This is a genomic window from Cohnella ginsengisoli (assembly GCF_029525555.1).
Lineage (GTDB): Bacteria > Bacillota > Bacilli > Paenibacillales > Paenibacillaceae > Cohnella > Cohnella ginsengisoli.
The window spans coordinates 568,594-590,078 of the sequence record NZ_JAPDHZ010000002.1 but is presented as its reverse complement, the minus strand read 5'-3'; the positions used below and the strand labels follow the sequence as shown (position 1 = coordinate 590,078).

Annotated in this window: 16 protein-coding genes and 1 pseudogene; 16 read left to right on the top strand and 1 reads right to left on the bottom strand. The window is 58.9% G+C overall.

Translation table 11 applies throughout. The annotated features are described in order from the left end of the window. Positions 1 to 77: 77 nt before the first annotated feature. The 11 genes and pseudogenes from OMP38_RS02935 (at position 78) to OMP38_RS02880 (ending at position 15,364) form a co-directional block, all read left to right on the top strand. Positions 78 to 1,931 (top strand): cache domain-containing sensor histidine kinase, encoded by a 1,854-nt coding sequence (locus tag OMP38_RS02935; RefSeq protein WP_277563805.1) that lies wholly within the window; start codon positions 78 to 80, stop codon positions 1,929 to 1,931. A gap of 84 nt (positions 1,932 to 2,015) precedes the next feature. Next, a complete protein-coding gene (locus OMP38_RS02930) occupies positions 2,016 to 3,362 on the top strand; it encodes an ABC transporter substrate-binding protein (protein ID WP_277563804.1) in 1,347 nt (448 codons plus the stop codon). A gap of 87 nt (positions 3,363 to 3,449) precedes the next feature. Continuing rightward, entirely contained in the window at positions 3,450 to 4,319 is an 870-nt protein-coding gene (locus OMP38_RS02925) for a carbohydrate ABC transporter permease (protein ID WP_277563803.1), read from the top strand. Then, positions 4,319 to 5,137: a carbohydrate ABC transporter permease gene (locus tag OMP38_RS02920; RefSeq protein ID WP_277563802.1), complete on the top strand. Its 819-nt coding sequence runs from the start codon at positions 4,319 to 4,321 to the stop codon at positions 5,135 to 5,137. The genes OMP38_RS02925 and OMP38_RS02920 overlap by 1 nt, the downstream gene beginning before the upstream one ends. A gap of 118 nt (positions 5,138 to 5,255) precedes the next feature. Continuing rightward, complete coding sequence (locus OMP38_RS02915) at positions 5,256 to 6,860, top strand: response regulator (protein ID WP_277563801.1); 1,605 nt, start codon at positions 5,256 to 5,258, stop codon at positions 6,858 to 6,860. Between the two features lie 16 nt (positions 6,861 to 6,876). Further along, complete coding sequence (locus OMP38_RS02910; RefSeq protein ID WP_277563800.1) at positions 6,877 to 8,589, top strand: glycoside hydrolase family protein; 1,713 nt, start codon at positions 6,877 to 6,879, stop codon at positions 8,587 to 8,589. Between the two features lie 29 nt (positions 8,590 to 8,618). Beyond that, complete coding sequence (locus tag OMP38_RS02905; protein WP_277563799.1) at positions 8,619 to 9,302, top strand: aspartate/glutamate racemase family protein; 684 nt, start codon at positions 8,619 to 8,621, stop codon at positions 9,300 to 9,302. Then, positions 9,299 to 10,615: a ribulose-bisphosphate carboxylase large subunit family protein gene (locus OMP38_RS02900; RefSeq protein ID WP_277563798.1), complete on the top strand. Its 1,317-nt coding sequence runs from the start codon at positions 9,299 to 9,301 to the stop codon at positions 10,613 to 10,615. Before OMP38_RS02905 ends, OMP38_RS02900 begins: the two co-directional genes overlap by 4 nt. Before the next feature lie 6 nt (positions 10,616 to 10,621). Beyond that, positions 10,622 to 12,101 (top strand): annotated as a pseudogene (locus OMP38_RS02895) (four-carbon acid sugar kinase family protein). Between the two features lie 4 nt (positions 12,102 to 12,105). Then, positions 12,106 to 12,519, top strand: coding sequence for a sugar-binding domain-containing protein (locus OMP38_RS02885; RefSeq protein WP_277563796.1), 414 nt, complete (start codon positions 12,106 to 12,108; stop codon positions 12,517 to 12,519). Beyond that, complete coding sequence (locus OMP38_RS02880) at positions 12,506 to 15,364, top strand: glycoside hydrolase family 2 TIM barrel-domain containing protein (protein ID WP_277563795.1); 2,859 nt, start codon at positions 12,506 to 12,508, stop codon at positions 15,362 to 15,364. Before OMP38_RS02885 ends, OMP38_RS02880 begins: the two co-directional genes overlap by 14 nt. Positions 15,365 to 15,430: 66 nt before the next feature. Here the strand turns inward: OMP38_RS02880 and OMP38_RS02875 are convergent, their stop codons facing one another. After that, a complete protein-coding gene (locus OMP38_RS02875; RefSeq protein WP_277563794.1) occupies positions 15,431 to 15,940 on the bottom strand; it encodes a helix-turn-helix transcriptional regulator in 510 nt (169 codons plus the stop codon). 508 nt (positions 15,941 to 16,448) lie between these two features. Between OMP38_RS02875 and OMP38_RS02870 the strand changes: the two genes are divergently transcribed. The 5 genes from OMP38_RS02870 to OMP38_RS02850 all read left to right on the top strand — a co-directional run bounded on the left by OMP38_RS02870 (position 16,449) and on the right by OMP38_RS02850 (position 20,839). Further along, on the top strand, positions 16,449 to 17,279 hold the full coding sequence (locus OMP38_RS02870; RefSeq protein WP_277563793.1) for an amidohydrolase family protein: 831 nt from the start codon (positions 16,449 to 16,451) through the stop codon (positions 17,277 to 17,279). A 40-nt stretch (positions 17,280 to 17,319) separates the two neighbouring features. Continuing rightward, positions 17,320 to 18,273 carry an aldo/keto reductase gene (locus OMP38_RS02865; RefSeq protein ID WP_277563792.1) on the top strand — a complete coding sequence of 318 codons (954 nt, stop codon included), beginning with the start codon at positions 17,320 to 17,322 and terminating at the stop codon, positions 18,271 to 18,273. After that, positions 18,270 to 19,286 carry a zinc-binding alcohol dehydrogenase family protein gene (locus tag OMP38_RS02860; RefSeq protein ID WP_277563791.1) on the top strand — a complete coding sequence of 339 codons (1,017 nt, stop codon included), beginning with the start codon at positions 18,270 to 18,272 and terminating at the stop codon, positions 19,284 to 19,286. The genes OMP38_RS02865 and OMP38_RS02860 overlap by 4 nt, the downstream gene beginning before the upstream one ends. Before the next feature lie 360 nt (positions 19,287 to 19,646). After that, the gene (locus OMP38_RS02855; protein WP_277563790.1) at positions 19,647 to 20,102 is read left to right on the top strand and encodes a hypothetical protein; all 456 of its coding nucleotides are present in this window, start codon (positions 19,647 to 19,649) and stop codon (positions 20,100 to 20,102) included. A 68-nt stretch (positions 20,103 to 20,170) separates the two neighbouring features. Next, a complete protein-coding gene (locus tag OMP38_RS02850; protein WP_277563789.1) occupies positions 20,171 to 20,839 on the top strand; it encodes an HAD family hydrolase in 669 nt (222 codons plus the stop codon). Positions 20,840 to 21,485 lie beyond the last annotated feature (646 nt).

The window sequence follows — 21,485 nt, the reverse complement described above, 5'->3', positions numbered from 1 at the left end:
TTGAAAGAGAATCGGAGGGAGTGGTATAAAGAGAAGATATTCGAGAGCAGATAAGTACAGGAAAGGGAGAATCGCCTATGGGAACGAACGCCGGTCGATGGATCATCGGGAGGGTTCGTGCCTGGTTCTCCCAGATCCGTACGACGCTGCTCTTTAGTTATTTTATCGTCATTTTATTGTGCATCGCGCTCGTCGGCACGGCATCCTTCTATATTTCCTACCAGACGATGGCCGATCGGATCGAATCGGCCGGTTCCCAGATCGTGGGCCAAATCGAGAACAACATGGACAACGACTTCCACAGCAAACGCAATCTGCTGCTTGCCCCCTACTATGACCAGAAATATATCGACGGCATCAACGCATACGCCGAGATGAGCGAACAGCAGAAGTTCCTGTTCCGCCAGAATCTCGTGAACCTGTATTTGAAAAGCTTCAACGCCACGCCGATCCGCGGCTTCAGCCGTTTTCAAATCTACTACAGCACGGGCGAGCTGCTGGGCGCTTCCGACGACTTCAAGCCGCCGTCCGAAGCGAAGATCCGCAATGCCGACTGGTTCCTGCGGACGATCGCCGCCGACGGCGGCGTGTACTTCATGGGGCGCGGCGACGGAAGCATAGATGCGGATAACACGGCTTATTCGTCGTCCATTCTGATCCGGGACTTCTCGAATCCCGAGCGATTTATCGTCGTTCGCGTCGAATACAACGACGAGCTGTTCCTGACGATCGGACAGAGCGACGACCTGTCGGCCGGCAGCCGAATCGTCGTTTTCGACCAGAACGACAAGACGGTGTATGCCTCCGGAACCTTGCCCGACCATGCGCCCGAATCCGAGCTCGTCGAGCGGGCGAACGGGCCGAAGGGCAAGTTCTGGTTCGCGAAAGGCGGCAAGAATATGCTCGCTTCCTATACCCGATCGGACTATACGAACTGGAAGATCGTGCTCGTCATGCCGCGAAGCGAAATTTTCGGTCCGCTCGACCGCATCAAGACGACCGTTCTCTATACCGCTTTGGTCGCGTTCGCGTTTACGTTTCTGTTGTCCGTTTTTTTCGGAAGAATCATTACGAAGCCGATCCTCAATTTGTACAAAACGGTAAACCGGCTGAAGCGCGGCGATTTTTCCGAACGGGTGGCGGTCGGACCGAACAACGAGATCGGGCGAATCGCCGCGAACTTCAACGCCATGCAAGACGAGCTGCAGATGCTGATCGAGACGAAGTACGTCAACCAGATCAAGCTGCAGGAGGTGGAGCTCAAGATGCTCTACTCCCAGATCAATCCTCATTTTCTCTACAATACCCTCGACAGCATCCGCGCCATGTCGGACTACTACAAGGTCGGCGAGATCGGAGAGGTCGCGCAGGCGCTCGCGGACATGTTTCGCTACAATACGAGGAACCGCGACGAGATCGTGACGCTCCAAGAGGAGCTGGAGCAGATCGACGCCTACATGAAAATTCAGGGGATTCGCTTCGACGATAAAATCGTCTACGAACAGGACATCGACGAGGCGCTTTACGGTTTTCCCTTGCTCAAGATGACCTTGCAGCCGCTCGTCGAGAACGCCGTGTTCCACGGCATCGAACGCAAGCGCGGGAAGGGGACGATCCGGATCGCCGCCCATAGCGAGCTTGAAGGCGTTCACCTCACCGTCTCGGACGACGGAGTCGGCATTTCCGACGCGCGCCTGGGCGAGCTCCGGGCGAAGCTGAACTGGCAGTTGCACCGGGAGGTATGGCCGGATTCGGCCGCCGAAGGCGGCATCGGCGTGCGCAACGTGTATACGCGATACGCGATCCGATTCGGGGAGCGCATGTCTTTTCGTATCGACAGCCAGAAAGGCGTGGGCACCCGCATCACGCTCATTCTCCCGCACGACGGGGTTTTCGCGCTCCCGCAGGCAAGGTCGGAATATTCAACATAAACGGTCGATTTCGTGAATGGGAGTCGGGAAAGCGCTTCCCTATAATCAAGTTGTAAGCGATTACGAGATGAAGGGGTTGCTCGAATGAGAAAGTCGAGAGCGTTAGCATCGGTCATGGTCCTGGCAGTAAGCGCGGCGGCGCTGGCCGCATGCGGCGGCGGCAACGGCAACAATAACGCAGGCGGCGCATCGTCACCGGCAGCAAGCGGAGCTGCCAGCGCCAAGCCGGCCAAAGACCCGGTCACGTTAACGTTCGTGATCTCGAATACGGAAGACACGACGGCGTTCACGAAGATCTTCGACGCCTACCAGCAGAAGACGGGCAATAAGGTGGAGCTTCAGGCGCTGCCGGGCGGCGATTACGACAATCTGATCAAGACGCGGTTTTCCACGCAAGACTTCCCGGATCTGTTCCTCATGCAGCCGGGGACGAAGCAATACGTGAAGCTGAGAGCGGACGAGACGCTGCACGAATGGTCGAACGAGGCCGGCGTGTGGGACAACGTGATCGATTCCATCAAGCAGGCGCAGGTGCAGGACGACAAAATTTACGGCGTTCCGTACGGGTCGACCGGCATGATGGGCGTGTTCTACAACAAGGACGTCTTCGCCAAGGCCGGCGTCAACCCGCCGACGAACTACGCGGACCTGGTCGAGATCGCGAAGAAAATCAAAGCGGCGGGCGTTACCCCGTTCTACGAGGGCGTCAAGGATGCGTGGCCGCCTCAGGTGTTCTATTACACGGGTTGGGTGACGCAGGTCGATCCGGCGATCGGCGACGAAGGCGTCGCGAAGCTCAATTCGAACGCGCTCAAGCTATCCGACATTCCGGAGCTGAAGGATCTGTTCGTGAAGCAGAAGGAACTGAAGGCGCTGGGCTTGTACCAGGACAACGTCATGTCGGGTACGTACGACGAGATGCAAAACGAGTTCGGCGAAGGCAAGGTGGGGATGACGTTCATGCTGGACGGCATCATCTCCCAGCTCGAGAAGAAGTTCGGCAAGGACTTCGTCGCGAAGAGCGTCGGCTTCTTCCCGTTCCCGTCCGCGACCGATACGGGCACGGCGATGATCACGCCTCCGAACCAGCTGATGGTGCCGGATAAGGCGAAGCATGCGGCCGAGGCGATCGAGCTCGTGAAGTTCATGCTCCAGCCGGAAAACGTCGACTTGTTCTACGCGAACAAACCGGGGATCCCGATCTTCAAGGGAGCGACCAGCGAGCTTTATCCGGTTCAAGAAGACGTGAAGAAATACATCGACGAAGGCAAATCCAAGGTCAATATCCAGAACCGCCTGACCCCTTCCTTCGTGGACTTCTCCAAGACGCTGCAAAACTTCTTCCTCGACGGCAATATCGACAAGGCGATCAAGGAATTCAGCGACAACTACCAGAAAGACGGCAAGGCGAAGGTGCTCGCAGGCTTCTAAGCCGAAGTCGTCAAAGCGGCAAAGAATGGCGGATGGGGGCGGCGCCCCCCATTCGCGACGGCCGCCGGAAGCCGAGGAGGAGACCCCATGGAGAGACGAAAATATCCGCTTTATTTTTCTTTTCCCGCACTTTCCGTATTTCTTCTGTTCTTCATCGCGCCGACCTTGATCGGCGTCTACTACAGCTTCACCGACTGGAACGTCAACGCCGATTCGATTCGATTCATCGGACTCGACAATTACAAGGCGCTGTTCGGGGAACCGAGACTCGGGAAGGCCTTGTCCAATACACTGATCTTCGCCGCCGCGGTCACGCTCCTTCAGAACGCGGTCGGCCTCGGGCTTGCGCTGCTCATGAACGAAGCGATCCGAATGCGCAACCTGTTCCGCACGATCTTCTTTATGCCGTACGTCATCGCCCCGATCGTCATCGGCTACGTGTTCCGCGCGATTTATCATCCGGAGCACGGCATCGTGAACGAGGCGCTCGGCTGGATCGGGCTCGGCTCGCTGGGCCAGGACTGGCTGAACGATCCGAAGTGGGCGCTATTCTCCATTATCCTCACGGACATCTGGCGCGTGGCCGGCTTCGCGATGGTCGTCTATCTGGCGGGCCTGCAGTTTATTCCGAAGGATCTGACCGAGAGCGCTTCGATCGACGGGGCCAGCTACTGGCGCCGCTTCCGGCACATCGTGTTCCCCCTGCTGGCCGCTTCGTTCACGGTTAACGTCCTGCTGTCCGTCATCGGCTCGATGAAGGTGTTCGAGATGGTCATGGTGCTCACCGACGGGGGGCCCGGCTACACGACGGAAGTGTTCTACACCTACATCCGCAGCACGTTCAGCATGGGTCAAATGGGGTATTCGACGGCGATCAACCTGGTGCTGTTCGTCCTCGTGACGGTCGTCGGCGTACCGGTGCTGATGGCCTTGAAGAAGCGGGAGGTGGAGATGTAATGGAACATCCGGGCCGCAAAGCGTTCGTAAGCGCCATCGTCTTCCTCGGTGCCTTGGTCATTCTGGTACCGTTCTACATGATCCTCGTCAACTCCTTTAAAGGCATCCGGGAATCCGCCCTGTTCGGGATGGGACTTCCTTCAACGTGGAATTTGGATAACTACAAGGAAGTTTTCGATAAAGGCAACATTTTGCGTGGCTTCAAAAACAGCTTCCTCATCTCGGGACTCGTCGTCGTCTGCGTGACGCTGTTCGCCTCGATGGCGGCGTTCGTCATTCAACGGCGAGACGACCGGTTCATGCGATCGGCGTATCTCACGTTCATCATGGGTCTGATCGTGCCCGTGTCGATCGTGCCGACGATCCGGCTCATGGGCGAACTGCATATCCGCGGCACGTACTTAAGCCTTGTCATGTATTACACGGCGGTATTGCTGCCGTTCGCGGTATTTCTGCTCGTCGGCTTCATGAAGCAAATACCGCGCGAGCTCGACGAGGCGGCGCTGCTGGAGGGCTGCGGTTACTTCCGGCTCTACTGGCGGATCATTCTGCCGCTGCTCGTCACCGTCCTCGTCACGGTTACGATCGTCGTCATGGTGTCGGTATGGAACGACTTCTTCGGTCCGTTCTACCTCATGACGGACAGCACCAAGTGGACGATCGTCCTGCAGATTTTCAACTTCGTCTCGTTATACAACACGAATTGGGGCATCGTGTTCGCCTTCATGGTCATCGTCATCGCTCCGATTCTGCTCGTGTACTTGCTGCTGCAGCGCTATATTATCGACGGATTGACGGCGGGTTCTGTCAAGGGCTGAAGGATCATCAGGTCAAGTGCTTAAGGATCGCCGGGTCAAGAACTGAAGGTCAGTTGGTAAAAAAACACGAATGGCCGGCGACACGATACATTCAATCGGGGGGGGGGGGCTTAACGACATGCGCAAAGTTCTCGTGGTCGACGACGAGAAGTGGATACGGCGCGGACTCATTCAGCTCATCCCGTGGGAACGCTTCGGACTTGAACTGGCTGGAGAAGCGGCGGACGGCCAGGACGCCTACGAGCTCGCGCTCGAGGTGAAGCCCGCCCTGCTGTTCCTCGACATGCGAATGCCGGGACTCGACGGCAAGCAGCTGCTCGGGAAGCTGCACGCCGAGCTGCCGGAGCTGCTGACGATCGTCGTCAGCGGCTACTCCGACTTCGAATATACGCAGGAGGCGATCCGCCACCGGGCGTTCGATTATTTGCTGAAGCCGGTAAAGAAGGAGGAGCTCGCGACCGTGCTGGAGAAGGCGGTTGCCGAGCTCGAGCGGCGGGAAGCGCAGCAAGCGGCCGCGTCCGCAGCCGGCAACGACAAGGAGGCGGGCTGGCTGCGCGAAGCGCTGACGCGGCGCGGGGGCGGCGAGACGGCGGAAGGAGAACCTGCGGCGCCGCCGGCAGGATGGGCGGAAGGAGAATGCGTCGTGTTCGTCGCCCAGGCGGACGTTTACGCCGAGGAGCGGCCCGATGCGGCGAAGACGGCGGAAGAGACGCGCGGACGGCTTGCGCAGGCGCGCGCCTTCCATCTGGGCGGCGAATGGACGTTCGCGCTGAAGCCGGGCGCCGACGGACGCGCCGAATTCGTCGGAGCGGTCGGGGCGCGGCGTTCGTTCGGCGCAGAGCTGGGCCGCGTGCTGACGGAGATCCGGGGCTTCCTGAGCGAAGCCGCCGGCGCGACGTTTAGCTTGGGCGCGGCCGTATCGCGGAGCTTGCGTCCCCTGCATTTGCAAGACGCATGCCAAGCGGCGCGGGAGGCGCTCGGCTGGCGGAAGCTCGGCGAGTCGGGAAAAGTACGGCTCGCGGGCGATAGCGAGGCGGCTTCCCAAGCGGCGCCCTCCTATCCGCACGAGGCGGAGAAAGCCTTTCTTCTCTCGCTCCAAATGGGAAGCGTGGAGACGGCAGGCGAGCTTTTCAGGCAGCTGTTCGCTCGCATCGCGACGGCCGGCACGACGGTCGAAGGGATGCAGCGAAACGCGGTGATCCTCGTCCATTCGATCGAAAAGCAGCTTCAGCTCTCGGGCTGCAGCCTGGAGAGCGTCAGCGGCCGCACCCCGCTCGCCTATTCCGAGACGATCCGGCAGCGCAACGATCCCGCCTCCGCAAGCGAGCTGTTCGAGCGGGAGATCATCCCCGCCATCCTGTCGAACGGCAGCCAGGCGGGAGGCAAGCAGGGCGAACGTCTCGTCAGGGAGATCGTGAAGCTGGTCGAAGTCCACTTCGAACAACCGCTCTCCCTGCAGCAGATCGCCGAGACGCGTTTCGTCAACGCCGATTACTTAAGCCGTTTGTTCAAGAAAACGACCGGCCATACGTTCGTCGATTACCTGACGGATTACCGGATTCATAAGGCGATCGAGCTGATGAAAATTCCCGCATACAAAAACTACGAAATCGCGAAAATGGTCGGCTATGAGGACTACCGATACTTCAGCCAGATTTTCAAAAAGAAAACGGGCAAAACGATTGGGGAGTACCGGGGCCAGGCCGAATGCGCGAGCAAATAAAAGGAGCGAACCTGCCATGACACGACGATTGATACCCGATACGCTGACGCTGGAGGAGAGGGCCGGGCACGCGCTGAACGCGATGGCCGGCATGGCCGATCCCGAATACGGCGGCATCCCGTTCTTCGCCGCGAACCTCATGAACGATCCTGCCAATCTGACGCACGGGGATTGGGACTTCGGCTCCTCCCACGGCCGCATGATCGACGGCATGATTCTGGCGCGGCATATGTCCGGCGAGACGTTCGGCGCGGAGACGGAGCAGCGCTACCGCGACAACTTCATGACCTTCTTCAAAGACGACGGATTAAGCTACCGGCAGGAAAACCCGAACTTCGGCTGGGAGCCGAACGCCAATCTGATCGACCAGCGTGCGGTCATCCTGTCGCTGACGACCTGGTACATGGCGACGGGAGACGCCAAGGTGAAGGAAGCGGCCGACCGCCACGTCGCCGCGCTGAAGCGGATCGCGATCAAAGAGCGCGAAGTATGGTATTATCCGGCTTCGGAATACAAGGAGGGCGGCTGGCCGTCCGCGAACGCGATGCTGCTGCGTCTGGCGCCCGATCCTGCGGCGTTCTGCGGCCGGCTCGTCATGCCGCTGCTGAAATACCACGAGCTGACGGGGAGCCAGGATGCGTTCGAGCTGTGCCAGTTTTTCGTCGCGCTCATCGTGGAGCGCAGCGGCGTGTTCAACAAGGACGGAAGCTTTAACGACGCGCTGGCTTACCGAAGCGGCCACTTCCACACCCGGCTCGGCACGCTCGACGCGATCGCGAGATTCGGCGCCTTCACCGGGGACGCTTCGCTGATCGCGTTCGCGGAGAAGAGCTACGCCTGGGCGCTGACGCAATGCACCGCCTTCGGCTGGACGCCGGGCGACATGAAGGAGCAGGCGTACGAGCACGAGACCTGTTCGCTCGTCGACCTGATCGCCACCGGCATTACGCTCGCGAAGAGCGGCTATACGAAGTATTGGGGCGTCGTGGAGCGCTTCATTCGCAACCACCTGACCGAATCGCAGCTGCTCGATCTCGATTGGGTGAAGGAGACGGACGACCGTTCTCACAATGTCGCCGGGCGGATCAGCTACACGAACGTGGCTGCCAGCACGCGCGGCGCGTTCGCCGGATATTCGGCGCCGAACGACTTTTGCTGCGACGTGAATCACGGGCGCGGGCATACGAACGACCTGCAAATCTGCTGCCTGGGCTCGGGCACGCGCGGCCTCTATATGGGCTGGAGCAATACGGTGACCGAGAAGGACGGCAAGGTGAGCGTCAACTTCCTTCTCAATCGCGGTTCGGTCTGGCTGGACGTCGAATCGTATTTGCCTCACGAAGGCAAAGTCGTGCTTCGCGTGAACAAGGACCTGCCGTCGCTGCAGGTTCGCATTCCGGAATGGGCGGGCTTCGCCAAGGTACGCATCGTGCGGGAACGGAACGGAGCGGTATCGGAAGGACGAGGCTCGGAGCCGAGCCGTTGGGTGAAAGAGGTGTTCCTACAGCTGAACGAAGCGTTCGCGGGGGGAAACGATCACGATTACGTTCCCGTTATCCGAGCGCACGACGGTGGAGACGGCGATCGGCCAGACATTCGTGACCGAATGGCGCGGCGACGACGTCGTCGGCATTACGCCCCGCGGCACGAAGCATCCGTTCTATTCCGGACGCAAGGTGTACGACGCGGCGCCGATGCGCGAGGGCGAGCTGCGCCGTATCGAGACTGAATTCGTATGGTGAGGGAGGGGTTCGGACGATGAAAACGGTCGTTGCCGTATACACGGGCCAAGGGTTGGCCGATCCGCTGAAAAAGGTATTCCAGGAGCTGCTGCCGGACGTCCGGCTCGTCAATATCATCGACGACAGCCTGATCGGCGACGTGGTGAAGGCGGGGCAAGTGCCGCCGGGCGTCGCCAGAAGGCTCGTGCAATATTATCACAACGGCGAAGAGCTGGGAGCGGACGTCATTTTGAACACATGCTCTTCCGTAGGCGAAGTGGCAGACGACGCGCGCAAGCTGATCGGCGTGCCGATCGTCAAGATCGACGAGGCGATGGCGGCGAAGGCCGCGGCGAGCTACGACCGGATCGCGGTGCTGGCGACGCTTCCTTCGACGCTCGAGCCGACGATGAGGCTGATCGAAAAGGAAGCGGCTGCGGCGGGGCGCGCCGTCGCGCTGGTGAACGGCCTGGCTGCGGGCGCGTTCGAAGCGCTGAACGGCGGAAGTCCGGAGGAGCACGACAGGCTCATTCTGGAGACGGCGCAGCGGGTGGCAGGCAATGCGGACGCGATCGTGCTCGCGCAAGGTTCGATGGCGCGCATGGAGAAAAAGCTGGCCGAAGCGACGGGCAAGCCGGTGCTATCGAGCCCGCGCCTGGGCGTCGAGCAAGTGCGCGAGGTGCTGGAGCGGCTCGCTCGCGCGGAGGAGTCCGCGCAATGAGCGGCGTCTGGAACGGGAAACCGGCAGGCGCTTCGGCGTCAGGGGCTCCGGCTGGCGGCACGGAGCGGGTTCTAGCGGAATACTTCGTCGAGACGCCGTGGACGCTCGCGCGCGCTGCGGAGGTGATCGCGGGCGAACAATCGACCGGGACCTTCACGGCCGTGCCGGGGGAGACGGCTGCGCTGAAGGAGCGCCACGGCGCGCGGATCGAGCAGATCGTGCCGCTGGAGGAGGCATCGGCTCCGCTGCTTCCCGGAGCGAAGCCGCCATCCGGCCATGACGGACGCTACCGGCGGGGCAAGATCTCCGTGTCTTATCCGATCGTCAACTTCGGTCCTTCGATTCCGAACCTGATGAGCGCGATCGCGGGCAACCTGTTCGAGCTGCAGGAGCTGTCCGGCTTGCGGCTGCTCGATATCGAGCTGCCCGACGCCTTTGCCCGTCGGTACCCGGGGCCGAAGTTCGGCCTTGCCGGCACCCGCAGGCTGACCGGCGTGTACGGGCGGCCCATCCTGGGCTCGATCGTCAAGCCGAGCGTCGGCTTGACGGCCAAAGAGCTGGGCAGCCTCGTCTACGAATTGGCCGTCGCCGGTCTCGATTTTATCAAAGACGACGAACTGAACGCCAACCCGCCTTACCTGCCCTTGGAACAGAAGGTCCGGGCGGTCATGGACGCGATCGGGCGCGCGGCGGACGTCACGGGCAAAAAGACGATGTACGCGTTCAACATTACCGGCGACATCGACGAGATGCGCCGCCATCACGACGTCGTCGTCGAAGCGGGCGGCAACTGCGTCATGGCGAGCGTCATGAGCATCGGCTTCGCGGGACTCGCGCACCTGAACGGCTACAGCGAAGTTCCGATCCACGCGCACCGCAATCAATGGGGCATGCTCACCCGCAGTCCGGGGCTCGGCATGGAGTTCGGCGCCTTCCAAAAGCTGTGCCGGCTGGCCGGAGCGGATCATCTTCACGTGAACGGACTGAACAGCAAGTTCTACGAGAGCAATGAATCCGTCGTGCGCTCGATTCAAGCGTGCGCGCGCCCGCTGTTCGGCGGCTACGAGACGGTGCCGGTCGTCTCTTCGGCGCAGTGGGCGGGCTCGGCTCCGCCTACGTACGAGGCGATCCGCAGCGTGGACGTGATGCACCTCGCGGGCGGCGGCATGCTCGCGCATCCGGACGGTCCCGCCGCCGGCTTCGCGAGCATGCGCCAAGGTTGGGAAGCGGCCGCGGCGGGCACCCCGCTCGAGACGTACGCGACGACCCATCCCGAGCTGGCCCGCGCGATCGAGAAATACGGAAAGGGCTGAGGCGGCATGGGCATACAGGATAGGATCGAAGAGGGAGGGGGCCGCGCCAAGCGGCCCCTGATCGGTTATTACGGGGACGACTTCACCGGGTCGACGGACGTGCTCGAGGCGCTGTTCAGACAGGGCCTGCGGACGGTACTATTCATGGATCCGCCGGACGAAGGGACAGAATCGGGCACGGCGAGGAGCGAGAGGTTTGCCGACCTTGACGCGTTCGGCATCGCCGGCGTCGGCCGTTCCCTCGCGCCGGAAGCGATGGAGCGAGAGCTGCCGCCGATCTTCGAGCGCTTGAAGCGGGCCGATCCGGCCGTCGTACACTACAAGATCTGCTCCACGTTCGATTCGTCTCCGGAAACGGGAAGCATCGGCAAGGCCGCGGAGCTTGGACGAGCCGTTTTCGGAGGGCGCTTCATTCCGGTGCTCGCCGGCGTGCCCTATCTGGGACGTTATACGGTGTTCGGCCATCACTTCGCGGCGGCGCCGGGCGGCGAGGTGTTCCGGCTCGATCGGCATCCGACGATGTCTCGGCATCCCGTCACGCCGATGGACGAATCGGACCTGCGCGTTCATCTGGCGCGACAGACTTCGCTCAAGACTTCCTTGCTGGACATCGTCGCGCTGGACGGCGACCCGACCGAGGCCGGCGAACGGCTTGAGCGGGTTCTCTCGGCAGAGCGTCCAGATCTGCTGCTGTTCGACGTGCTCGACGAGCGGCGGCTTACCGTCGCGGGACAGTTGATCTGGCAAGAGGCGCTAAAACGGGAGGGTCCGTTATTCGCCATCGGCTCCTCGGGCCTGGAGTATGCGCTCGGCGCGGCGTGGCAAGCTTCGGGCGCGGTATCGTCCGCAGCGTCGAGGGCAGTGAGGCCGGACGGGGAGGATGGGGACGGAGCGGCGGGAGCTGTCGTCGGCGTATCGAGGCCGGTCGATCGCCTGCTCGTCGTGTCGGGCAGCTGTTCGCCCGCGACCGCGAAGCAGATCGCCGAAGCCGAAGAAGACGGCTTTGCGTCGATCCGCATACCGGCGCTCGCGCTGATTCGTCCCGAGCAGGCCGATGGAGCAAGGGCGCGGCTGCTCTCGGAAGCGAAAGCGCTGTTGGATCAAGGCCGCAGCGTGATCTTGTATTCGGCCGGCGGACCGGACGATCCAAGCATCGGCGAGCTGCGGCGGGCGCTGACTGCGCAGGGGCTGAGGCCGGAAGACAGCAGCCGGCTGCTCGGCTCGGAGCTCGGCAGGCTGGCCCGTGCGCTGGCCGTCCAAGCGGGCCTGGCGCGCATTCTGGTCGCGGGGGGGCGATACGTCCGGCTACGTCACCAGGGCGCTAGGCATATATGCGCTCGAGTGCCTCCAAACGCTGGCGCCGGGCGTGCCTTTGTGCCGCGCATATGCCGACGATGCGAAGCTCGACGGACTCGAGCTGGTGCTGAAGGGCGGGCAGGTCGGCGGAGAGCGCTTTTTTGAACGCGTAAGGAAAGGCGGCGTATGAGCGGATGAACGAGCCTATTAAAGTGCCGATGAACGAGCCTTTGAATGACCGGCCAAGCGGCCGTATGAAGCAGGCGGCGTCCGGCAACCAGCCCGACTGGGCGAATCTGGCGGTGCTGGAGCGGAACGCCGAACCCCCAAGGGCCGATCTCATTCCGTACGGCGGGACAGGCGACGCGATGGCAGGCGAGCGGGAGTCTTCGCCTTATTTCCTGCTGCTGAACGGCACCTGGCGGTTCCGTTATTTCGAATCGCCGTCCGCCGTCCCCGGCGAATGCGAAGGTACCGACTACGCGGACGATAGCTGGGACTTGCTTCCGGTCCCGTCGAACTGGCAAATGCACGGTTACGGCGCGCCTCATTACTCGAGCTGTCCGTATCCTTTTCCGATCGATCCCCCCGCATGTGCCGGCGAATAACCCGGTCGGCTGCTACCGCATCGCGTTCGTCGTTCCCGATGGATGGGAGGGGCGCAACGTCCGGCTATTGTTCGAAGGCGTCGATTCGGCATTCCATGTCTGGGTGAACGGAAGCCCCATAGGTTACGGTCAAGGAAGCCACTTCACAACCGAGTTCGACGTGACGGGTGTGCTTCGTCCCGGCGCGAACCTGCTTGCGGTCCGCGTTTACCAATGGTCGGACGGGAGCTACCTGGAGAGCCAGGACAAGTGGCGTCTTAGCGGTATTTTCCGGGACGTGTACCTCTTGTCGCTGCCGGCGGTCACCGTGCTGGACGCATTCGTCAAGACCAGCTGGCGACCGGACGGAGAGACCGCTGAGCTGGACGTCTGCCTGCAAATTTCTAACCTGTCGCACGATCAGGCGAGAGGCGGCCGAATCGAAGCTTTTCTGATAGACCCCGAGGGAAACGTCGCGCTTGCTGCCGATTGGCCGTTCGCGTCATTGCTGCCGGGCGAATCCCGCGAGCTTCGGCTTCGCGAGCCCGTCGCTTCCGCCCGGCCCTGGTCGGCCGAAACGCCGAACCTGTACGTCTTATTATTGAAAGTCATTGACGTGGACGGCCGCGTCGCGGAGGTCAAACGGATCGCTGTCGGCTTCCGGGATATCCGGATCGCAGAGGGGCGCTTGCTCGTCAACGGGCGGCCGATCATCGTCAAAGGCGTCAACCGCAACGAATTCGACGCTCGCCTCGGCTACGTCACCACGAAGGAATCGATGCTCGAGGACATCCTGCTCATGAAGCGGCACCATATCAACGCTGTCCGGCTTTCCCATTATCCGAACGATCCGAGATGGCTGGACCTGTGCGACCGGTATGGCCTGTACGTCATCGACGAGACGGATCTGGAGACGCACGGATTTCATTTTGTCGGCGACGAGGGGTATTTAGCGAATCAGCCTTCGTGGAGAGAGGCCTACGTGCAGCGGGCGAGGCGATTGGTCGAGAGGGACAAGAACCATCCGTCCGTCATCGTCTGGTCGCTCGGCAACGAATCCGGCTACGGTTCGAACCATGATGCGATGGCGGAATGGGTCAGGGAGAAGGACGGGACGCGGCCGATTCACTACGAACGCGCCTACGACGCGCCGGTCGTCGATATCGTCAGCAGCATGTACCCCGCGGTCGGGACGATCGTCGAGGAAGGGCTCAAGGACGACCCCAGACCTTACTTGATGTGCGAATTCGGCCACGCGATGGGCAATTCGACCGGTAACCTGAAGGAATATTGGGACGCGATCTACGCGCATCCGCGCCTGCTCGGAGGGCTGATCTGGGAGTGGGCGGATATGGCGATCGAGGTGGCGGAGTCGGCAACCGCGGCGGATGCCGGACGCGTTGCCAAGCCGTTGGCCAGGCCATCTGCCGTATCGTCAGCCGATCCATCTGCCGTACCTTCAGCCGAGCCATCCGCGAGAACGTCGCACGAGACCGGCAAGATTTACCTGTATGGCGGGGATTTCGGCGACGAGCCGCACAGCGGATCGTTTTGCCTGGACGGGCTGCTTTTCCCGGACCGCACGCCGAAGGCGTCTTTGCTCGAATACAAGAAGGCGATCGAGCCGGTCAAGGTCGTATCCTGGAACGAAGATACGGGATCGCTCGTCTTGGAGAACCGCTACGATTTCTTGAGCCTGACGCATTTGGCGGGCGAATGGACGCTCTATCGAGAAGGAGCGGCGCTGAAGAGCGGGCAATTGCCTTTTCTCAGGACGCTGCCCGGCGAGCGCGAGTCGATTCGCCTCGCATCGAAGGCGGAGCTGCCGGCGGAATCCGGCGAGTACTGGCTGCGGGTTCGCTTTCTCCTTCGAGAGGGGACCCCGTGGGCCGAACGAGGCTTCGAGATCGCGTGGGCGGATCTGCCGCTGGGCGTCGTCAGCGCTCCTGCTTCAGACGCGCCGGTCCCGCCGCTTCCGGAGCTTCTGATCGTAAATGAGGCAGGTACTTCCGCACGGCTTGCCGTCGTGCGGGGAGAGAACGACGAGTTCGTATTCGATCTGAACCATGGGAAGCTGACGAGCTGGAAAAGCGGCGGCAGAGAGCTGCTGCTTTCCGGACCGTCCGTAAACCTCTGGCGCGCGCCGGTAGACAACGACGTGCATCTGGCGAAGGAATGGCTCGCGGCCGGTTATGATCGGCTCGCGCCGGATCTTCGTCACGCCGCGATCGAACGATTGGACGAGAGCGGCGCGATTCGCTTCCGCGCCGAGTTTGCGCTGGGAGCGAAGGGCCAGGGATCGGCGTTCTTGGCAAGCCTTACTTACACGGCGAATGGATCGGGCGAGCTGCTCGTCGAAGCGGAGCTCGAGGCGAAGCGAACCGATCTGCCGCCACTGCCCCGCTTCGGGCTGGAGCTGCGCCTGCCTCGCGAATTTGATCGGCTGACCTGGTTCGGCCGAGGTCCGCACGAGTGCTATGCCGACCGGCAAGAGAGCGGCAAGCTCGGCGTCTATGCCGGTTCGGTGGGCGAGCAATATGTGCCCTACATCAAGCCGCAGGAAAACGGGAATAAAGCGGACGTGCGCTGGGTCAGTTGCGAAGATATGAACGGCTTGGGGCTTCTGGCCGAAGCGAAGCGCGTTCCCATGAACTTCAGCGCGCATCACTATGCGACTTCCGATCTCGCGAGCGCGAAGCACAGGCATGAACTGACGCCGCTCGAAGAGACGATCGTCAAGCTGGATGCCGCGCAGAGCGGGATCGGCAATCATAGCTGCGGCTATGCCCCGACGCTGGAGAAGTATTTGCTGCCCGCGTCGGAACGCCGATTCTTTTCGGTCGCGCTGTCCGCAAAAAGGGGATAAAACATCGAACGGTCCTGGACAGCACGTCGTGTCCGGGACTGTTCTTTTTCATTGCGGCGTTCGCTGTCATCTCGACAAGCTTTTCCGGTAAGCGGCCGGCGTCCCGCCGGCGACCCGCTTGAACAGCCGGTGGAAGTGGGGCAAACTGTCGAAGCCGCATGCGGCGGCGATCTGAGCGACATTCTGATCCGTCCCGACCAGCAGCTCTTTTGCCTTGACGATGCGCTTCGCGGCGATAAAGCCGGTGACGTTCATGCCGGTCATTTGCTTGAACACCCGGCTGAAGTGCGCAGGGCTCACGGATGCCCGCTTGCTCAGCTCGCGAAGTCCGATTTCCTTTGAATAATGTTCGTCGATGAACAACAGCGTGTCCCGCATCCAAAGCGGCCCGATCGCGGGAGGGAGGCTGGCTTCGTCTCCTCCGGATACCCCGAGTTCCCGATGGACGGACAGCAGGATCCGCTGAACCAGCAAGGAAACGGCATGCCGTCCCCCGATCTCCGAAGCCCGCAGTTCATCGTCAATCTCCTGCAAGCACCGCTCGAAACCTTCCCGCAAGGCTAAGCTGCATTTCAATTCATGCCTCCGGTGCTGCCGGCTCCAGTCAAAGCACTGCATATAAGAGAACGGCTCTCCATACGACGGCGCCTGCACCAACGCGGGGTTAAAAAACAAGGCTGTCGACGTGACCGGATCTTCCGCGTCGGGGAAGGCGCGATGGATCGTGTTGGCCGGAATGAGGAACAAGCTGCCCGCGTGCATGTCATAAAAAAGTGCGATCGATAAAAAAAGGTCCCTTTGCCCCCGTGAACGTAAACCATCTCGTACCAGTCGTGCAAATGGTCGGGGAGCTCGCGCTGCTCCGTCTTGGTGTCCCTATAAACGAACGAGAAGGGAAAGGACGGCGCGACGTTAAATGGCTTGTAAATAGGCTTCATGGCGTTGGCACCTGCGCTCGGCGATTTCTTTTCAAAATATCAAAAAAAGGATATAAAATTGCAAGCAGAAGCCATTTTACATTTTAATCCGAATGCTAGAATAGACAGAGAACGGTTACAATACCTCGATTAAAGGGAGATACCCGATGAGAATCGATGCCCATCAGCATTACTGGCAGATCGAACGAGGCGATTATGGGTGGCTGACGCCTGATATCCCCGTCTTATTTAAGGATTTTTTACCGGCGGATCTGAAGCCTCGTCTGGACGCCCACCGTCTGGACGGATCGATTGTCGTTCAAGCGGCGCCGACGCCGGAGGAGACGGATTTCCTCTTGTCGCTCGCCGAGCGAGACGCGTCGATTAAAGGCGTCGTCGGATATCTGGACTTGACGGACGACCGGCATGCCGACCACTTTGCAAGATTCGATCGGCATCCGAAGTTCGTCGGCTTCCGCATCATGATCCAGGACATGCCCGACGCCGGCGTCATTCTCGCTCCGTCGTACGTCGAGGCGCTGCGGAGCTATGCGGAACGAGGCGCAGCCGTCGACCTGCTCGTGAAGTGCGATCAGCTCGATCCGCTGATCGAGCTGGTGGAGCTGGTGCCCGGGCTGCACGGCGTGATCGACCATATCGCCAAACCGCGCATCGCCGAAGGCAGGATGGAGCCATGGGCGGGCCAGATCGAGCAGTTGGCTTCGTACCCGAAAATATACTGCAAGCTGTCAGGCATGGTCACCGAAGCGGATCACGAGGGCTGGACGGCTGAACAATTTATTCCCTATGTGCGTCATGTGCTGACTTGCTTTGGGACGGACAGAGTGATGTTCGGCAGCGATTGGCCCGTCTGCTTGCTGGCGGCCGGTTACGACGAGGTGGTCGATATACTGGAACGCGCGCTGCCCGATACGTGGGGAGACGCGGAGCGGGAGAAGCTGTTCGGGTTGAACGCCAAGGCCTTTTACCGGCTGTAATTCGGGCACGCGATTTTTGACAACGGGGTGACTTGGGAAAATGAAGTATCGTCAATTGGGGAAAACAGGCCTGGACGTCTCCGTATTGAGCTTCGGCGCTTCTTCGCTCGGTTCGGTCTTCCGGGATACCGACGAGGGAGAGAGCGTCCGGACGGTGCATGCGGCGATCGATGCCGGGATCAATTATATCGACGTATCGCCCTACTACGGATTGACCAAGGCGGAGACCGTGCTGGGCAAAGCGCTGAAGGATATCCCGCGCGACAAGTACGTGCTGTCGACGAAAGCGGGCCGATACGGAGCGGATGCGTTCGATTTCTCGCATGACCGGATCGTCGCGAGCGTAGACGAGAGCCTTGCGCGGCTGAACGTAGACGAGATCGACATTTTATATTTGCACGATATCGAGTTCGTGCCGGCCGACATCATTTTCAACGAAGCGATACCGGCCCTGAAGCGGCTGAAGGAGCTTGGCAAGATCCGGTTCGGCGGCATCTGCGGTCTTCCTTTGGGGCTGTTCGAGACTTTTATACCGCGCGTCGAGGTCGATTGCATCATCTCGTACTGCCATTACGCCCTGAACGACACGAGTCTGCTCGGCTTGCTGCCGCTTCTCGAAGCCAGCCGCACGGGTCTGGTCAACGCTTCGCCGCTGTCCATGGGACTGCTCGGTACGCGCGGCACGCCGGACTGGCATCCGGCCTCTCCGCAGATCAAGGCTGCATGTCTCGAAGCTGCGCGGTATTGCGAATCCCGGGGAACGGATATCGCCAAGCTGGCGATCCAATTTTCCACGTCGAACGAACGGATCCCGACGACGCTCGTCAGTACGGCCAATCCGGCCAACATTCAGAAAAACGCAGCGTGGACAGAGGAGCCGATCGACGAAGGTCTTCTGGCCGAAGTGCTCGCGATTTTGCAGCCGGTGCACAATCGGACCTGGGTTAGCGGACGAGCCGAATACAACGTCGGGATCGGAGGCGACGATAAATGAGAGGCATCATCTGCGCGGAGATCGAACGTTTTGCGTTTGTGGACGATTTGCCTGAGCCAGTGCTTGAGCCCGGCTCCGCGATCGTTGCCTTGAAGAGAATCGGCATCTGCGGGACGGATCTGCATGCTTATAAAGGCAGGCAGCCTTTCTTTGCCTATCCGCGAATACTGGGACATGAGCTGGCCGGCGTCATCGAAGCGATCGGTCCGAACGAAAAAGGGCTTCGGATCGGCGATCGCGTCAGCGTCATTCCGTATATGCACTGCGGGATCTGCATCGCCTGCCGAGGCGGCAAGACGAACTGCTGCACGGATATGAAGGTGCTCGGCGTCCATATCGACGGCGGCATGCGGGAGCGGATCTCGGTTCCGGTCTCGCATCTGATCGCGGCGAACGACCTGACGCTCGACCAGACCGCGACGCTGGAGCCGTTCGCGATCGGCGCGCATGCGGTACGACGGTCGGGACTTGCGGCCGGGGAATCGGCGCTTGTCATCGGCGGCGGTCCGATCGGGCTGGGCGTCATGGCATTCGCGAAGGCGCGGGGCGCCAGGGTCATCGCCATGGACGTCAACGAGGATCGGCTGGCGTATTGCCGCGACTGGGCCGGCGTCGACCAAACGGTAGGGGCGCTGGCGGATCCGCTCGGCAGTCTGTTGGCGGCGAATGGCGGAGAGCTGCCAAGCGTCGTATTCGACGCGACGGGCAATGCGCAATCGATGACCGCGGCATTCGGCTATACGGCGCATGGAGGCAGATTAATATACGTCGGGTTGGTCAGTGCCGATATCCAGTTCCATGATCCCGAATTTCACAAACGAGAGCTGACGCTGATGGGGAGCCGCAACGCGACCAGAGAGGACTTCGAAAAGGTGCTTGAAGTTATCCGTGCCGGGAACATTGACGTTAACCGCTATATCACGCACCGGGCTTCGCTTGACGATATGATCGGGCAATTCGAGGATTGGCTGAAGCCTGAATCGAAGGTTATTAAGGCGATGGTCGAGCTTTGATCGAGATGTTAGTCCATAAATGCCATTGATCGGTAGACCCATGTGTCTGCCGATCTTTTTTTGTTGTTGAAATGAAACAACTATTATAATATCTACAAAAGAAAGTAAAATTTTTCTTTTTCAGGACCCTATAAATGAATCTGGAGGTTTTATGATGCTCAAAAAAGAAAAAAACACTTATCGCATCGATAATTGCCATTGCGGTAATCGTTTATTTATCGACAACGGCATTTGCAGCAATTCGATACTCCATATTGGTGAACGGTTCATTAATTAAAGGGGGAAGCCAAAGTTATTGATGGGGTTACATATGTACCTATGCGTACTGTGGTTGAAAAGTTAGGCGGAACATACCATGTCATGACGGATCAGAATAAAATCAGTATTCTGGGACAGGATCGAAGCATGTTCGGCGGCTACACGAAATCAAATCCATTGTACTCGGGTTCAGTTGCATATATAGCCATTAATAAAGGCAGCGAAAAATTCATCGCCTCGGTTTCAAGCGAAGGCATGAGTACGGGAACAGAAGCATGGAAAGATTTCAAAACATTCAAGGAACCAGCTCCAAAAGGTTACTACTATTTATTCGTTAAAGTGAATTTTAAATTGCTCTCAACGGAAGATCCGGGCTCCTCGGTTCATTTGCATTTTTATGACTTCAAATATTTGGACTCGAAAACAGGCGAATTAACTCCATCCATTCCATTGTTACTGGACGAAGTTATTTTGAGGCAGGGAGAAAGCTATGAAGATTGGATTGGATTCCTAATCCGTGAAGATGAAAAAAAATTATACAATCGGTTATTCATTTAGTAGCGATTCTAAAGATGCATTGTGGATGAAGGTTTAACGTCTAACTCGAAGAAATACGAGGAGATTACATGAAAAACATTCAAGCCGTTCTATTTGATCTGGATAATACGCTTTTGGATCGTACGCGTACTTTTCAAAATTTTACTTCCTCATTCGTTCGTACATACTTTTCCCATGATCCAAAAACGGATTCTATAGCGGCAAGAATCATTGAATTAGACCAAGACGGTTATAAGGAGAAGACTTTATTATTTACGGAATTGCTTCAAGAACTGCCGTGGTTAACCAAACCCGAGCTTAATGAATTGATGGACTACTATAGCGAGCATTATGTAAAAAATGCTTTATTGATGGAACATGCGGTAGAAACCATGAGCTATATCAGGAGAAAGTACAAGTTGGGTCTTATTACAAATGGCAGAACGGCTATTCAATATGGAAAAATCGATCGATTAGGAATTCGGGATAACTTCAACTTCATTCTCGTTTCTGAGGAGGCAGGCGTTAAGAAACCGGACAATCGAATCTTTAAAATGGCATCGGATAAGCTCGGCGTTAGCCCGGAGCAATGCCTGTATATCGGCGACCATCCCAAGAACGACATTGAAGGCGCAGGGCTGGCCGGGATGAAAACCATCTGGTTTGAAGTGAATCAACCATGGAGAGCGGAGATTACCGTTAAGCCGGAATTTAGAATTAAACATTTAATAGAATTAGAAAACATACTCAAATTGTAGAAGGGAGAGACACGATTGAAGAATCTTGCAACGAAGCTCATCCTTTCTGGCATTTTTATTATCGTTCTAAGCGGCTTAGAAAAGATCTTGATCTTTATGTCTTTTCGAGGGCAAGGCGTTATGGATTCTCATACATTGAAGAATTTGACCCCAAGCGTCATTTGGAATGTTACGCAATCGACGAAAATTTTCGGCGTCTGCATTTTAATCATAGGCATCGTTTTCTTTATGATAAAAAAACCGACATGTTCTCGATCTGTTTAAATCGCTTCGATTAAAAATCGCTTTAAGAGACGCGGAGTATGAAGCATCCAATCGCCTGGATTGAATAAGAGGACGGTGAATCCGTGATTTTCTACTTCGGTTTATTTATGTTCTTGGTCGTGGTGGGACTCGGTACGATTCATACCTGCTTGAAGAGACAGATTCAAAACGAGGAAAAGATCATTGAGCGGCTGGATATGATCCTTCTAGAGCTGAAGAAGGAACGGGACTTGCATTAGAATTCAGAAGGAGCTGCACGGTGAATATCATCGGGGAACAAACGGTCAAGCATGCGAAAACCGCTGATGCAAGGCGGTAATTTCGCACAACTTCGCACGTCGCTCGAAATGCCCAATCATTGTGCATCTTAGCGAAGCACCGA

Coding starts and splice junctions, on each gene's coding strand:
- OMP38_RS02935 (WP_277563805.1), top strand. CDS start 78: ATGGGAACGAACGCCGGTCGATGGATCATCGGGAGGGTTCGTGCCTGG.
- OMP38_RS02930 (WP_277563804.1), top strand. CDS start 2,016: ATGAGAAAGTCGAGAGCGTTAGCATCGGTCATGGTCCTGGCAGTAAGC.
- OMP38_RS02925 (WP_277563803.1), top strand. CDS start 3,450: ATGGAGAGACGAAAATATCCGCTTTATTTTTCTTTTCCCGCACTTTCC.
- OMP38_RS02920 (WP_277563802.1), top strand. CDS start 4,319: ATGGAACATCCGGGCCGCAAAGCGTTCGTAAGCGCCATCGTCTTCCTC.
- OMP38_RS02915 (WP_277563801.1), top strand. CDS start 5,256: ATGCGCAAAGTTCTCGTGGTCGACGACGAGAAGTGGATACGGCGCGGA.
- OMP38_RS02910 (WP_277563800.1), top strand. CDS start 6,877: ATGACACGACGATTGATACCCGATACGCTGACGCTGGAGGAGAGGGCC.
- OMP38_RS02905 (WP_277563799.1), top strand. CDS start 8,619: ATGAAAACGGTCGTTGCCGTATACACGGGCCAAGGGTTGGCCGATCCG.
- OMP38_RS02900 (WP_277563798.1), top strand. CDS start 9,299: ATGAGCGGCGTCTGGAACGGGAAACCGGCAGGCGCTTCGGCGTCAGGG.
- OMP38_RS02885 (WP_277563796.1), top strand. CDS start 12,106: ATGAACGAGCCTATTAAAGTGCCGATGAACGAGCCTTTGAATGACCGG.
- OMP38_RS02870 (WP_277563793.1), top strand. CDS start 16,449: ATGAGAATCGATGCCCATCAGCATTACTGGCAGATCGAACGAGGCGAT.
- OMP38_RS02865 (WP_277563792.1), top strand. CDS start 17,320: ATGAAGTATCGTCAATTGGGGAAAACAGGCCTGGACGTCTCCGTATTG.
- OMP38_RS02860 (WP_277563791.1), top strand. CDS start 18,270: ATGAGAGGCATCATCTGCGCGGAGATCGAACGTTTTGCGTTTGTGGAC.
- OMP38_RS02855 (WP_277563790.1), top strand. CDS start 19,647: ATGACGGATCAGAATAAAATCAGTATTCTGGGACAGGATCGAAGCATG.
- OMP38_RS02850 (WP_277563789.1), top strand. CDS start 20,171: ATGAAAAACATTCAAGCCGTTCTATTTGATCTGGATAATACGCTTTTG.